The following is a 14,241-nucleotide window of genomic DNA, read 5'->3' on the forward strand; positions in this document are numbered from 1 at the left end:
TCGCGCGAAAGGATACATCGCCCAGCACAGAATGGGAAAGTCCGCGCAGCTGCCCGCGGCTTGTCCTCACCGCGATATCCGCTGCGTTACTGCAGCTCCAGGACGATCGGCGTGTGATCGCTTGGCTTTTCCAGCACGCGCGGCGCCCGGTCGATCACGCACCCGCGCAGCCGCCCGTGCAGCGCCGGCGACAGAAGAAAATGGTCGATCCGAATGCCGCGGTTCGTTTCAAACGCGCCGCGGAAGTAGTCCCAGTACGTGAACAGCCCGCCCTGGTCCGGGTGCAGCGTTCGGAACGCGTCCATCCAGCCCATTGCCAGCATCTGCGCATACCGCGCCTTCACCTCCGGCTGGAACAGCGCGTCCTTGGCCCAGCTCGCTGGCTTGTGGCAGTCCAGGTCCGTGGGGATCACATTCATGTCGCCGCCGATCACCGTCGGCGTCGTCTCCGCCACCCACAACCGCATCTGTGACAGCAGTCGGTCGGTCCACCGCAGCTTGTACTCAAACTTGTCCGTGCCCACCGGGTTCCCGTTCGGCACATACAAACACACCACGCGCAGCAGCGCATCCGTATCCAGCGCACCCCCGATCAACACCTCCAGAAACCGCGCGTGACTATCTTCGCTGTCACCCGCCAGCGTGGTGCTGACGACTTCGAGCGGACGCTTGCTCAGCACCGCCACACCGTTGTAGCTCTTCTGCGTCACCGCCGCCGAGTGATACCCCAGCGCCCGCAACTCCTCCGCCGGAAAGTCCAGCCCCTTCAACTCCTGCAGCAGCACCACATCCGGCTGCACCGTACCCAGCCACGCCCGCAGAATCGGCATCCGCGCCTTGATCGAGTTCACATTCCAACTCGCAATCTTCATAGCGCGATTGAACCACAGTGGCAAGCCTGAGCCGGCATCACTGACAACAACGGCGTTTATCGTGACTAATCCTGAAAACACTTCTCATACGCTGTGCTTGCCCCCAGCCAGCTACATCGCGGGCCCATCCCTCTGCACACACTCAGGGTTTTGTGTTGGGGGCAGCATTCTTCCTCATCAGACAGCCTTGCTTGATCATCGGGTAGAGTTCTTTCGCATCCGGATTTCTGGGAGTAAGGATGATGGGATCTGCCGCGCTCGCCACGATCTCAGCATCCACTTCCTCGAGCGTCGAAGGCCCAGGCAGCCCGGAAACTTTCAACCTACGCAGCCACTCGGCCCGATACGCATGGTCAAGAGCGATGTCGGCTGGGATGGGTTCCCGCAGTTGAAGACTTTGCGGACCTAGATAGAGAAAGGCGTCCAGAAGATCGGAAACCGTTTTGGATGTCTTGCCCGCAAACGCATCCACGACATTGCAGTCCTGATCCGTAGTGAGCGGTGTCGGGAGGAAAGAGCCAAGACCGAGAGAGCCTAGTCTGCTGTTTTTGGTTCTCAGAAGGGAAGGCCCGGTTCCGAGCGCGGCGGGCTTATCTGTCAGCAGTTCGCCGTTCGTGCTGTAGTATCCGAGGTCGCTGATCACGAACGTTTTGCCGGGATAATGGCGCTCGTAAATGGTGACGGCATCTCCTTGCTCTGGTCCGCTTCCGTGAAGTAGATGAAACACTCCAAAAAGCATCAGCGCCTTACGGTGCTTGGAGAGCACCTCCTTCTCCATCACGGAAGCGATGCTTCCATCTCGGTCAAAGAATGGCGTGATGTCCTGGAGAGTCTGGACTTTAGTCCAATCGATGGGTGGATCCGCCGCCAGGACTCGCAGTCGTTTTGCGGCGGGAAGTTGTTGATTCATTGCACGGACGAGCGGGTACAGTTGCTCGAAAAAGCCAGATTCGCCACACATGGGCTGCGTCGTGTCCCGCCAGACATGTTGGACCTCGGTGAAGGAAACGTTCTCACCGGCGATGTAATGGTCAAGGATCGGCTGATATCGGACATTCCCACATTCGACAACGATGTCGTTGACTGAGCCCGAGAAGCGTGGATCCCGGATCAGAGACAAAATGAAGTCGTCTACATCCTTCTGCCCGTGGGCCGCGGGCAATCCTACGACCTCAAAGGTCCTGAAGATCTTCAGGATCGCTGGGAGAGCAGGTTCAGCGGTCGACGCCTGAGACTCACCGATAGGACGGCTAACGGCGACCTGCTCCTTAGAATCATGTGGCACCAAGGCAATAAGCAATGCCAAGAGGACGCGAGAAGTTGAGAAACTCCAGCCCAAAGAACGTGCTGGCTTCCAGCTCTTAGCCCCCTTCCGGGCGACTCCATCGTATGACGCCATGTTCATAAACATCAGCTTAGTCCCGGCGAGTGGCGTTCTCGCCAGAAGCGCTGAGCGGATCAGTCTCCAGAAGTCGCATTCTCGTCAGTAGCATTCCCAGGGTGCCGAGTACTTCAAGAACTGCCTACTGCTTGTACGGTCCTGCCGTCGTCAGCCCACCTTCCACCAGCACCGGCGGACGACGCAGCTTCGTCGCCTGCTCAAATCCGTATGCCCATCCCAGCAGGTCGCCGTCGCGCCACGGACGCGCGCTGATCTCCAAGCCAAACGGCAGACCGGTCGGGTAGTAGCCGGCGGGCAATGCGATCGCCGGCACGCCGATTTTGTTGACCCACCCGGTCTCGGAGTGCGGCCCGCCCGACAGCTTGCCGTCCTGCGGCATCGTCTCGTCCGGCGGAGGCATCTGCGCCGTGGGATACACGAGCCCGTCCAGGTGAAATTTGTCCAACGCCTCCACATACTCCCGCAGCATCGCCTCGCGCGGACCGAAGTAGTTCTTCTCCGCGTTCGGATCGTCCTTCAGCACGGCCTGCGGCGGCAGGTTGCGGAAACGGTTCGACCCGCGCGGCGCACCACTGCCTGCTTCCCCGGCAGGCCCGGCAGCCTCACCCGAAGCAGCACCAGCACCGGCCGCCGCCGCTCCCGGAGCAGGCCCCGCCGCCGCATCCACCAGATCATCCAGCGACCCGCTCACGCCGGTAAACACCGGCGGCAGGCTGTGCCCCGTCGCCGCCTTGTACTGCGCGGCGTCCTTGTACTCCGCCGGGCCATAGCTGCTCAGCCATTGCATCTCGCCGTCCCGCCGGTACGGCCCGGTGTTCACCTTCTTCTCGGCATCAAGGAATGAAACCGGCAGCAGCGTCGGGTCCATCACCACCTCCGCTCCGGCCTTGCGCAACACCTCCACGGTCTGCAACAGCATCGCCCTTGTCTCCGGCTGCAGCGGCGTCCGCTTCGTGTCCAGAATGAACGCCGGCACACCAAACCGCTTCCCGCGCAGCGCATCCGGCTTCAGGTACTGCGTGTACGGACCTCCCTGCGCTTTCGCGGCGCTTCCCACTGTTTTGAAGTCCTGCGCGTCCTCGCCCGCCATCACGCTCAGCGCGATGGCCGCATCCGTCACGTTGCGCGCAATTGGCCCGGTGTTATCCAGCAGCCAGTCCAGCGGCGCGATGCCAGCGATCGAAACCAGCCCGCGCGTCGGGAAGACCCCGACGACGGAACTCGTGCCCGCCACCATGCGAATGCTGTTGCCCGTGTCCGTTCCCGTGCCCAGCACCGCCTCGTTCTCTGTCACCGCGGTCACCGTTCCGCCCGACGATCCACCCGGCGAGAACCGCACGTCATACGCGTTCCCCGTTCGGCCAAATACGGTCGAACGGTTCGTATCGCTCGCCGCGAAGTCCGGCATGTTCGTAATGCCCAGGATCACCGCCCCGGCCGCGCGTAGCTTGCCCGCCACCGTCGCGTCCTTCGGCGCCACAAACGCATGCCCCCGAATCGCAAATCCCGCCCACCCATCCGTGTCCGGCAATCCCCGTACCGCCGTGTTCGCCTTAATCACGACCGGCACGCCCCATAGCGGACCGTGCGCGCCGCGTTCGCCATCTTCGGCGCGCGCCCGCGCCAGCGCGCCTTCCACATCCACCGTCTGCACCGACCGGTACACGCCGTTGTACCGCGCAATCCGGTCCAGGTACCAGCGTGTCACCTCTACCACTGTGTAGCGCCGCTTCGCATACAGCGCCTGCAGCTGTGGCACCGTGATTTCCATCAGCTCGCGGTCCATGCGCTGCCGCATCTTCACGTCCAGCCGCGGCACATCCGTCCGCAGTGCAATCGGAAACGCATCCGGAATTGACACGGCCTGCGCCGCAACCGGGTGGTGCAGAAAGACACCGGCCGTCAATCCAACGGCAACGCCGATGGCAGTCCAATGGAAGTTGGGGAACATACCGCCTTGTATCACGGACCCGGGCAGTCCCGGTCATGCGCAAGCTGGTATCGGTGCGCCTCGAGCGCGACCCTGCCCATGACCTCGACAAGGCGCTTCGGCAACTCGAGGACACATGGGCGCTTACCCGTCCGCTACATCGAGGCCGCGGGCGTCTCCACAGTGGCCGTCACCTTCTGCATCGCGGGTGTCTCCTGTGCGGCGGGCACCTTCTCCGCTGCCGTGACCGGCGGCGCGGGCAAATCGTCAGAGATCTTCAGCAAGGGCGCGTCCTTTGGCATGCGCATGCGCCCCCGGGTCAGGTAGCCCACCACCGCCGCAGTCGCAATGTGCGGTGTCAAAATTACCAGCGGCACCATGTACTTCTTGCTGCGCACCAGCGACTCTTCCACGCCGTCCACAGAATGGCTTCGCGGCAATGAACCGGGCACCTGCTCGATCAGGAACTTCGTCATGCCCACCTCCGGGTGCTTGCGCGAATACTTCACCAGCGATTTCGCCGCCTGCTTTGGCGTCATCAGCCCCACGTCGGCCACAAAGTTGCGATGAATCGCACCCGGAAAATAGGTGTCCATCACCACGCGTGAGAAGTCCGCGCAGTTGTGGAAGAACAAATTGAAATGCCCCACGTTTCGCTTGTCGTTATACAGCGCAATGAATCGCTCGTCCTGCTCCGGCGTCGTCTCCACCTGAAAGCCGTAAATCCTGCGGTCGTACGACGAACCAATCAGTTGAATCCACTCGCCATCCGGCTCTGATTCATCCGGGTTCGCCGGTGCCAAACCCTGCAAGTGCTCCCGCCAATACGCCTCGCGCAGGTCCACTTCCTGCTCCGGCGTCATGGTCGCCGGCACGTCCTGCATGCGCTCGACTGAGTACAGGTAGGGGACCAGCGGAATCGCCACCCAATCCAGGTGATTGATCTTGTGGTAGCGGCTGATCACCACCCCGTGCTCACCCGGCTGGCACGGCCGCAGGTGCGTCGGCGTGTCCGCGCACACCTGGTTCAGATATACCGCCGCGTGTCCGGTGGGATTGAACGCGCCGAACTGGCCGAATGGCTCCTCGATCAGCAGCGCCGCTGACGCAAAGCAAACACCGCGAAAACACGCGAAGCCGCAGATCAGCAGCGCCGTGGCAAACCAGGTGCGGCACGTGCCCCAACCGCCGCGCCGCCGTGTAGCCGGCATGGCCGCAGCGCTCCGGTGCGCCAACCGCGTCTGACCCTGACGCTCGATTTTTGGGTACGTTCCTCTCATCAACCTGCGTAAGATCAAAGTCCTTTGAACGAAAATAGACGGAGCCTCGCAGCAAAAGTTGTGTGGGAGTCACCCCGTGTCGTCATACCGTCCAGGTCTGCGCAATTCAGCGCTGCCCCTGGTTTGCAGTGGTGGCGCGAGTGGCTCACCAGCGACTCCAGACGGGTCGCCTCTATACTTGGGGGGTCATGCCAGACCCCAGCACGTCCCCCATCGAAATCCAGCAGATCATGCGGCTTCTGCCCCACCGCTATCCATTTCTGCTCATCGACCGCGTCCTCCAGGTCGAGCCCCGGCAGCGCATCGTCTGCCTGAAAAACGTCACCGCCAATGAGCCGCAGTTCACCGGGCACTTCCCGGACTTCCCGCTCATGCCCGGCGTGCTCATCATCGAAGCCATCGCCCAGGCGGGCGGCGCGCTTCTGCTGAACGAGATCCCTGACCGCGACGGCAAGCTGATGGTTTTTACGGGAATTGACGGCGCGAAGTTCCGCAAGCCAGTCACCCCCGGCGATCAGCTGATCATCGAAGTCACGGTCCTCAACTGGCGTTCCACCGCCGTCAGAATGCGCGGCACCGCCACGGTGGACGGCAAGCTCGCCTGCGAAGCGACCGTGATGTGTCAGCTCGTTCCGCGACCCGGCTCGCAAACGGCCAACGCCGCAACCCTGCCCGCCAAGGTCGAAAAGATTACCGACGCCGTGCCCGCCGCCAGGGCCGTCGAAGACGCGGCCAGCAAGCCCACGGACCCCGCAAGAAACGGAGGGAGCAGTGGGCTTCAGGCCACTGAATCTTCGTTTCAGGTAAGCGGTGCTTTAGCCCCGGATGCCGCCGCGAAGGAACCCGCACAAGGTGAAGCCTGCCGCCCCGATCCACTCGCCGTCTCCGACGCCGACGCCGAGGCCGCGGTCTAACCCGTGCCGATTCACCCCTCCAGCATCGTCGCTTCCGGTGCCGTCATCCCCGACTCCTGCACCATCGGCCCGTTCTGCACGGTCGGTCCAAACGTCGTCCTCGGCGAACGCTGCGAACTGGTCAGCCACGTCGTTCTCGACGGCCACCTGACCCTTGGCGACAGCAACCGCGTCTTCCCCTTCACCTCGCTCGGCATCAGCCCGCAAGACCTGAAGTACAACAATGAGCCCACCAGGCTCACCATCGGCGACCGCAACACCATCCGCGAATGCGTCACGATCAGCCGCGGCACCGCTGGCGGCGGCGGCGAAACCACGGTCGGCTCCGACTGCCTCATCATGGCCTACGTCCACATCGGCCATGACTCGCACATCGGCAACGGCTGCATACTTCCCAACGGCGCCACTCTTGCCGGTCACGTCACCGTCCAGGACTACGCCACGCTCAGCGCCAACGCACCCGTCCACCAGTACTGCACCATCGGCGCCTACGCCTACATCGGCGGCGGCACCACCATTACGCAGGACGTACTTCCCTACTCGCTCACCAGCGTCCGCCGCGAAAACTCCGCCTTCGGCATCAACAAGGTCGGCCTGGAGCGCCGCGGCTTCACCCCCGACGAAATCAAGCAACTACGCCAGGCCTACCGTCTGCTGCAGGGCAGCAAACTCAACACCACGCAAGCCCTCGCCGCCATCCGCGAGCGCGTCACCGCCGGCGAGTTCGGCCCTCGCGTTGCCTATCTTGCCGAGTTCATCGCAAGAAGCGAGCGCGGCATTATCAAGTAGGGTCGGCGGCCTTGGGCCGCAGATCCTGCAACTGTTTTCTAAGTGCGCGAGCTACGGAACCGTCGCCGCAAGTGTGCGGCCATCCCGGCGAGTCCTGTTCCGAGCAGAACAACGCTGCCCGGCTCCGGTGTGGCTTGCGGTGTCGCAGTCAGGGTTTGAAACAGCTGCACACCCAGGGTAGGACTGCCATTGGGACTGTAATCCTGGAAAGAGCTCGTGAACAACGGCGAGCACGGTGTGCTCAATGCGCACAATGCGCCACCTGTATTGCCGGCCAGAAAGCTGTTGGGCACGTACAGGTTAAGCTCGAAGTCGGGATTGAGGAAATAGAAGGCCAGATGCGTCGCAATAGATCCGTTGACCGTCTCGCTTGAGTAAGTCGATGGAACCGTGTAGGTGAACGCACCGTCCGTGAGCGTTCCCGTGACTCCGCCCAACACTTGGTAGCTGCTGGAATACCGGATCGTTCCATGGAACTGGCCGGTGCCATCCTGTAGCGTGCCCTCTAGGTTGAAGAGAGTGTCGCCATAGGCGCTGTTGAAAGCGATCAGTGCACACAGGACCGAAGCAAGCATGAAGACGCGACGCATAGAAAGCCCCTATCAAGTACGCGTGAGCATAGGCCTTCAGATACGTCCCGCAAGCAGGCTGTAGCCCGCAAATTCAGGAAGCAAAAAGATCGGCATATTGTGTCGCACACACATGCGACTCATCCACTTGCTTTACAGCCAGCCGAACCGCCTCGACACTCACCCTTTCAGTTCGCGTACGTAATTGCCGTCGGTTCGATGTCGATGTCCGTACCGTTCTGCGCCAGGGGCGTGAACTGCACCGGCACCTTCATCTGCCGGCCGCACGCGTTCACGGTCCACACCTCGCCCCAGGGCGCATGGTTGTCCACCAGCCCATCTACCCGCAACCGCGTGTCCACCACGTCGATCTGGCACGCACTGTGCGCCTGCAGAACGGTGCGCACCGCGGCTTTTACGGCGTCCTGCGCTTCCGGCAAATCGGGCGAAGACATGCCATCGCCCGGCAACATGCCCTTGATCGAGCCCTTGCCATCTTGGATCGAGACGCGCACCCGGTACAGCCGCGAACGCCCGCACGCCACGCCCGGCACACGCTCTTCCCACGCCACACGCACCAGCTTGCCTTGATCGTCGCGCTCGGGCGTACCCGCGTAGACAAAAGTCGCATCCGTCCATCGTTCACTCACCTCGGCGCAGTGCGTGGACAGACCCGCTTCAAACGCGCGGAACGAAGCATCCGCCACCCGCTGAAACTGCGCATTGCCGCGGTAGGCATTGATCATGTCCGTACTGTTCATGGGCGCGGCCGGAGCAACGGCTGCAAAGGCGCAGGTGGCGCAAAAAGCTACTCTAAACAGCCGTCCGAACATGGCCAGTCCCCAAGGCAACAAAATGCAATAACGAAGTCGATGGACCAAGTGTAGGCAGTCGTCACACTCCTGAAGACGGCTCACGACTACATTCGTCCGTCCTGATTTATTCCTCCTTTCACAACTCCGTCTTTGCTGCGCGAGACAGGCCCTCTACGGCATCACGACCTGAAGCGTTTCGTACGTGCGATCTCGCATCGCGGCCCGCTCGCCCCCTCGCACACTGTGCCGCTACGTTCCAACCGGGACTTCTCACCGCGAACGCATGCGTAGAGCGGCGCAAACGGTACGCTAGCCATGAGCCCCCTCGATGCTGAACCCACAAACACCCGCGCCGAAACCGCTCCACACCCCCGCACCCATTCTCGGCCTCATCGCCGGCAACGGCCGTTTCCCGTTCCTGCTGCTCGACGCGGCCCGGGCGCACGGCCTCACCGTGATCGTCGCCGCCATCCAGGAAGAAACCGACCCGGAGATGAATGACCGCGCCGCACGCGATCCGCACATTCGCGTGCATTGGCTTTCGCTCGGCGAACTTTCCCGCCTCATCCAGACCTTTCAACGCGAAGGTGTCACCCGCGCCGTCATGGCTGGCCAGGTCAAACACAAGCAGATCTTTTCCAGCATCCGCCCGGACTGGCGCCTCGCCAAACTCCTGCTCAACCTGCGCACTCGCTCGACTGACATGCTGCTCGGCGCCGTCGCGAAAGTCCTCGCGGACGAAGGCATCCACCTCATCAGTTCCACGCAATACCTTGAGCCGCTGCTCGCGAAACCCGGCATGCTCACCGCGCGCGCACCCTCCCCGCAAGAGCAGGAGGACACCGCCTACGGCCGCACCGTCGCCAAAGGCATCGCCGCCTACGACCTGGGCCAGACCGTCGTCATCGCCGCCGGCGCGTGCGTCGCAGTCGAGGCCATGGAGGGAACCGACGCCACCATCCTTCGCGCCGGCGATCTAATGCGAACTCTCGACGCTGGGGAACGGACCAGCGCCTCCACACTGGGCCGTTCCCTCACCGTCGTCAAAGTTGCGAAGCCCAACCAGGACATGCGCTTCGACGTCCCCGTCATCGGCCTCGCTACCATTCACGCCATGCAGCGCGCCGGCGCCACCTGCCTCGCGCTGGAAGCCGGCCGCACCCTCATCTTCGACGAGGCCGCCGTCCGCGCCGCCGCCGACGCCGCGGGCATCGCCATCACCGCCGCCGCCGTTTAATCCAGGTTCGTCGGATGAACCAGGTACCCTGCGCCAAACGTCACCGCCGCCGAAACCATTAAGAATGCCACCAAGATACCGATCATTTCCGCTTTATCGGCACCGCCGGTCGAAACATCACTTGCCGACTTGCTGGTGCGCTGCTCTACTGGACGCATGCAACGCATCGCGCTCTGGTCCACGCTCGCTCTCGCCCTCTTTGCCTGCCTCTTCACCGCGCGCCACGCCATGGCCGCTGCTGCCGACGGCCTGCTTGAGACCGGTACCAAGGCGCCCGGCTTCACGCTGCCCTCGCAGGAAGACAAACAGGTCTCCCTCGCGGACTACAAGGGCAAGTGGGTCGTGCTGTATTTCTACCCCAAGGACATGACCCCGGGGTGCACCGTGGAAGCCCACAACTTTCAGCGCGACCAGGCCAGGTACGACGCTCTGCACGCCGCCGTCCTCGGCGTCTCGCTGCAAAGCACGGATTCCCACAAAGCCTTCTGCACCAAGGAAAACCTCACCTTTAAACTCCTCGCCGACCCCGAACACAAGGTCATTGACGAGTACCACGTTCCCATCAGTTCCAGAGGGGCAGACCAGTTCGCCTCCCGCGTCACCTTCCTCATCTCGCCCGCCGGAAAAATCGTCAAAGTCTGGCCCGACGTGAAAGTCAAAGATCACAGCGACGAAGTGCTTGAAGCCATCGAGGCCGCTCAGAAGTCTTAGTGGCGCAAGCGACTCCACACGTGAAAAGGCCCGGTTCCAGGAACCGGGCCTTTTCACTTGCCTGAACTACGCCGGGTGCGGATGCATCCGTATTGCTTTTAACTGCGCAGTAACTGCGCCGTAACTGCGCCGTAACTGCGCCGAAATTAAAAACTACTTCGACGTCTTCTTCGCCGCGGTCTTCTTTGCCGGAGCCTTGGTCGTCGTCTTCTTGGCCGCCGTCTTCTTCACTGGAGCCTTCTTCGCTGCGGTCTTCGTCGTGGTCTTGGTCGCCGTCTTCTTTGCGGCTACCTTGCTCACGGTCTTCTTCGCAGGGGTCTTTGTCGTCGTGGTCTTCTTGGCCACGGTCTTCTTTGCGGCTGCTTTCTTGGTTGCCAACGTTTTACCTCGTTGTGTGGATTTGGCTGCCTTGCTACCGGCTGCCTTGCTACCACCACGAGCAGCCGTCGCCGGCTTCGTCGTGGCAGACTTTTGCGAACCCTTCGCCGGGGGCCGCGATGTTGCCTTCGCTGCCTTGCTGGCGGTCTTGCCGGGTACAACCTTCTTCGCAGGCGTTTTCACTGCGGAACTCTTCTTCGCTGCCGTCGCGGGAGCTTTCGCTGCGACCTTCCTGGCAGGCGCTGTATTCTTCGCGGGGGTAGGCTGCGTTCTGGCCGCAGTCGCCTTTGCCGGCGTCACCTTTGCGCTGGTGCTCGTGTTGGACGGCCGCCCGGCGGCGTTCCCGTTGTACTCCGCGGGCACGTCCTCCGTGTCCGTCGTATCCTTCGTGTTTGCCTGCCCGGAACCGGCTTCGTCCGACTCGATCCCCTTTGTGAACGCAACCGCGTCGTCCACGCCGTCCGGCTCCGTGAACGCCGCCGCGTCCGTCATCTCCGGCTCTGCCGGGTTCTGCTCCGGTTCCGCGGACATCGTGTCCGGCGGTGTATACGGGTCAACCTGCGAAGACGGCGACGCATACAGCGTCGCCTGCTCCGCATGATGTTCGCCGTGCAGCATCTGGTCGTTGCCGCGGGCGTCCAGCTTTGACGCCCCCTTGGCGTCTAGGTCGTCGTCCTCGGCATCGTCGTCATCCAGGTCGTCTTCCTCATCGTCCAGGGTGTCGTCTTCGTCGTCCTCATCCTCGTCGTCTTCGTCGTCGTCGTCGATGTCGTCATCATCATCGTCGTCATCGGAATTTACGGCCGCGGTCGTTTTGACTTCTTCGTCTTCCTCGTCGTCTTCGTCATCGTCGATGTCGTCATCATCGACAACATCGTCATCCTCATCCTCTTCTTCGTCGTCCGTGTCCTCGTCTTCTTCCTCGTCGTAGTCCTCGTCCTCATCCTGGGGAGCGGCGTACAGCTTCAGGTTTTCATCGTCGTACAGCATTGGAACCCTCCTGCTTGCGATGCCCCATAGGATGCAACAAAACGGCGGCGCGAACGGCGCGGCTTCGAAACAGCCCGCGTGCCAGGAGCCATGTTGCAAGCAATGAGATGGGTATTGCGCGCTTCCGCCGCACCGCATCTCACGCCACAACATCAACCCTGTTGCAACACAGCACTATGGTGCACCGCACCTGGTGCAATGGCAAGCACAACTTTTGAGTGACAGGAAAGATTTACCGTTTCGCGGGAACACATCGCGATGCCGCACGATGCACACGTGTTCTGTCCGCTCGCGTTCGTCACACACCACGTCTCGCAGCGCAGTCAGGAACCGCCGCAAGAATCCGCAGCAAGGAACCGCAGGCAAGAACCGCGCAACAACATCTTCCTCGCCCGATCATCTAACCCAGCGCAAGACTCACATCGCCGCAGCGTCCGCACCTATCGCCTGTGTTTACGTGTTCCCGCCGCACCCGTTCGCGAGGACGCACCAGCACGCGCAGCGGCACCGGTACGCGACGCCGTCCCCATCCGCGACGACCCGGATCGCGACGTCGACCCGCCGTACGAACCACGACCACCGCCACCACTCCGCGCACTTCGCCCGCCGCGCACAGCACTTCGCCCGCGGCCCACGCGACCGCGCCGCCCGCTCACATGCGCCCGCGATGCAGGAGCCAGCCGCACCGGCTCGCTCACATACAACTGCGTTCCCGGCGACACATCGATCGAGCTCAGCTGATTCCACCGCTGCAGCTCCTCCGCCGTCACGTTGAAGCGGTCGGCGATCGTTACCAGCGTCTCGCCGCGCTGGGCCGTATACTCCAGCGGCCGCGTCGACGCCGTTGTCGCGGAGTTCACCGGGATCACCAGCTCATCGCCCTCGCCTACCGCATCCGTATCGGCCAGGTCGTTGGTCACGCGAATGTCGTGCGTCGACACCTTGTAGAGCTGCGCGACCTGCTCCAGCGACTCGCCCGCACGCATCTCGTGAAAGCGATACGTGTCCCGCTTGTCCACCGGGATCGCAGCGATGCGCTTCTTGAACTCATCCCCCGTACCCTTCGGCACGTGTAGGTCGTAGTGGATCCCCGCGGGCGTACTCAGCCGCAGCAACGCCGGGTTCAATTGCACAATGTTCGCCAGCGTCGAGTCCGTCACGTCCGCCGCCAGCCGCAGGTCCATCGCGTAGTCCACCGGCACCGTGTCCTCTTCCAGCGGCTTCACGGCCATCACATCTTCCAACCCATACTTCGCTGGGTTCTTCGCCATGATTACCGCCGCCAGGATCTTCGGCACGTAATCCGCCGTCTCCCGCGGCAGCGCATTGCGGCGCAACAACTGCCAGTAGTCCGCATACCCCGTGCGCATCACGGCTTTCTGAATGTTTCCCGGACCCCAGTCGTACCCGGCCATCGCCAGATACCAATCGCCAAACTGCTTGTAGAGCGTCTTGATGTATCGCGCATATGCACGTGAGCTCTTTTCCGGATCGAAGCGCTCGTCGAAGTACCCGTTCCGCTGCAACCCATACGCGCCCTGAAACGGCATGAACTGCCACATGCCGCCCGCGCCACTCTTCGCATTCACCACCTGCAACTGAAAGCCTGACTCCGCGACCGCCAGGTAAATCAGATCCTGCGGCACACCCTCTTCTTTCAGCACCTGCTGAATCATGCCCCGGTACGGTGCCGCTCGCTTCAGCGAGGCACGCATGTGCGCCGTGAACGAACGCGAATTCGCAAACGCATTGATATATCCCGCCACCTGATCGTTGATCACCAACGGCAAATCCGACGTCGTATTCAGCTCACTGGTCAGCCGCGCTACCAACGCCGGGTCCGGCGGAAACGTCAGGTTCGCCACACTCTGCAGCGGCGTCTCTTCCTCCGGCGGGCTGAAGCCGTTGCCCTGCTTCAACGCATCCATCTCCAGCGCGTTGACCGCGTTCACCGTGCGCTCAAACTCGTCGTTCAGCGTTCCATCGGCCTTGATGTCGATGCCGCTCGTCAGCATCAGGTCCACGGCAAAATCGAAGTCCAGCCGTGCCGCATCCAGCCGCCCCGCGCGATAATTCTGCACGCCGCTGTTGTAGTGCGAATCCACCTGCTGCATCAGCGCCTGCACGCGCCGCGTCTCGGCATCGTTTGCCACAGCCCTCTGCGCATCGACCGCATTCGCGCCCGTCGTATTCGGCAGCGCCGGTGCAGTCGCTTGCGGCACTGGCCGCCCACTCGTCGCAGGCGTATTTGCCTGTGGACACCCCAGCAGCAACACAACCGGCAGCATCACTGCTGCACCCGCAACTCTTCGCCTGGCAGAAACGGCCGCGCGGCCGATGGAAATCAACACGCC

At 62.5% G+C, this 14,241-nt stretch carries 13 protein-coding genes; 4 read left to right on the top strand and 9 right to left on the bottom strand.

Annotated features, from left to right (window positions below):
* Nucleotides 1-86 precede the first annotated feature (86 nt).
* The 4 genes from xth to ACOFKT_RS12565 form a co-directional block, all read right to left on the bottom strand.
* A complete protein-coding gene (gene xth, locus ACOFKT_RS12550) occupies nucleotides 87-872 on the bottom strand; it encodes an exodeoxyribonuclease III (protein ID WP_419804321.1) in 786 nt (261 codons plus the stop codon).
* 142 nt (nucleotides 873-1,014) lie between these two features.
* The gene (locus ACOFKT_RS12555; protein ID WP_419804322.1) at nucleotides 1,015-2,283 is read right to left on the bottom strand and encodes a hypothetical protein; all 1,269 of its coding nucleotides are present in this window, start codon (nucleotides 2,281-2,283) and stop codon (nucleotides 1,015-1,017) included.
* Between the two features lie 112 nt (nucleotides 2,284-2,395).
* Entirely contained in the window at nucleotides 2,396-4,225 is a 1,830-nt protein-coding gene (locus ACOFKT_RS12560; RefSeq protein WP_419804323.1) for an amidase, read from the bottom strand.
* A gap of 134 nt (nucleotides 4,226-4,359) precedes the next feature.
* Nucleotides 4,360-5,415 (bottom strand): hypothetical protein, encoded by a 1,056-nt coding sequence (locus tag ACOFKT_RS12565; RefSeq protein ID WP_419804324.1) that lies wholly within the window; start codon nucleotides 5,413-5,415, stop codon nucleotides 4,360-4,362.
* Nucleotides 5,416-5,672: 257 nt separating this feature from the next.
* Between ACOFKT_RS12565 and fabZ the strand changes: the two genes are divergently transcribed.
* Both fabZ and lpxA read left to right on the top strand, forming a co-directional pair.
* The gene (fabZ, locus tag ACOFKT_RS12570) at nucleotides 5,673-6,398 is read left to right on the top strand and encodes a 3-hydroxyacyl-ACP dehydratase FabZ (protein ID WP_419804325.1); all 726 of its coding nucleotides are present in this window, start codon (nucleotides 5,673-5,675) and stop codon (nucleotides 6,396-6,398) included.
* Between the two features lie 3 nt (nucleotides 6,399-6,401).
* Nucleotides 6,402-7,187: an acyl-ACP--UDP-N-acetylglucosamine O-acyltransferase gene (gene lpxA, locus ACOFKT_RS12575; RefSeq protein ID WP_419804326.1), complete on the top strand. Its 786-nt coding sequence runs from the start codon at nucleotides 6,402-6,404 to the stop codon at nucleotides 7,185-7,187.
* A gap of 38 nt (nucleotides 7,188-7,225) precedes the next feature.
* Here lpxA and ACOFKT_RS12580 read toward each other — a convergent pair whose 3' ends face one another.
* Nucleotides 7,226-7,777 (bottom strand): PEP-CTERM sorting domain-containing protein, encoded by a 552-nt coding sequence (locus tag ACOFKT_RS12580; protein WP_419804327.1) that lies wholly within the window; start codon nucleotides 7,775-7,777, stop codon nucleotides 7,226-7,228.
* A 167-nt stretch (nucleotides 7,778-7,944) separates the two neighbouring features.
* Nucleotides 7,945-8,517 (bottom strand): hypothetical protein, encoded by a 573-nt coding sequence (locus ACOFKT_RS12585; RefSeq protein ID WP_419804328.1) that lies wholly within the window; start codon nucleotides 8,515-8,517, stop codon nucleotides 7,945-7,947.
* Between the two features lie 382 nt (nucleotides 8,518-8,899).
* On the opposite strand from ACOFKT_RS12585, the gene ACOFKT_RS12590 reads away from it, so the two are divergent.
* Nucleotides 8,900-9,808, top strand: a complete 909-nt coding sequence (locus ACOFKT_RS12590) for an LpxI family protein (RefSeq protein ID WP_419804329.1) — start codon at nucleotides 8,900-8,902, stop codon at nucleotides 9,806-9,808.
* Here ACOFKT_RS12590 and ACOFKT_RS12595 read toward each other — a convergent pair.
* Nucleotides 9,805-9,966, bottom strand: coding sequence for a hypothetical protein (locus ACOFKT_RS12595; protein WP_419804330.1), 162 nt, complete (start codon nucleotides 9,964-9,966; stop codon nucleotides 9,805-9,807). The genes ACOFKT_RS12590 and ACOFKT_RS12595 overlap by 4 nt on opposite strands.
* Here ACOFKT_RS12595 and ACOFKT_RS12600 point away from each other — a divergent pair.
* The gene (locus ACOFKT_RS12600) at nucleotides 9,965-10,519 is read left to right on the top strand and encodes a peroxiredoxin (protein WP_419804331.1); all 555 of its coding nucleotides are present in this window, start codon (nucleotides 9,965-9,967) and stop codon (nucleotides 10,517-10,519) included. The genes ACOFKT_RS12595 and ACOFKT_RS12600 overlap by 2 nt on opposite strands.
* 153 nt (nucleotides 10,520-10,672) lie before the next feature.
* Here ACOFKT_RS12600 and ACOFKT_RS12605 read toward each other — a convergent pair whose 3' ends face one another.
* Both ACOFKT_RS12605 and ACOFKT_RS12610 read right to left on the bottom strand, forming a co-directional pair.
* Entirely contained in the window at nucleotides 10,673-11,887 is a 1,215-nt protein-coding gene (locus tag ACOFKT_RS12605) for a hypothetical protein (RefSeq protein ID WP_419804332.1), read from the bottom strand.
* Between the two features lie 440 nt (nucleotides 11,888-12,327).
* Nucleotides 12,328-14,235 (bottom strand): transglycosylase SLT domain-containing protein, encoded by a 1,908-nt coding sequence (locus ACOFKT_RS12610; protein ID WP_419804333.1) that lies wholly within the window; start codon nucleotides 14,233-14,235, stop codon nucleotides 12,328-12,330.
* Between the last annotated feature and the right edge of the window lie 6 nt (nucleotides 14,236-14,241).

Origin of the sequence: Terriglobus sp. (genome assembly GCF_965201105.1) — a bacterium.
Lineage (GTDB): Bacteria > Acidobacteriota > Terriglobia > Terriglobales > Acidobacteriaceae > Terriglobus.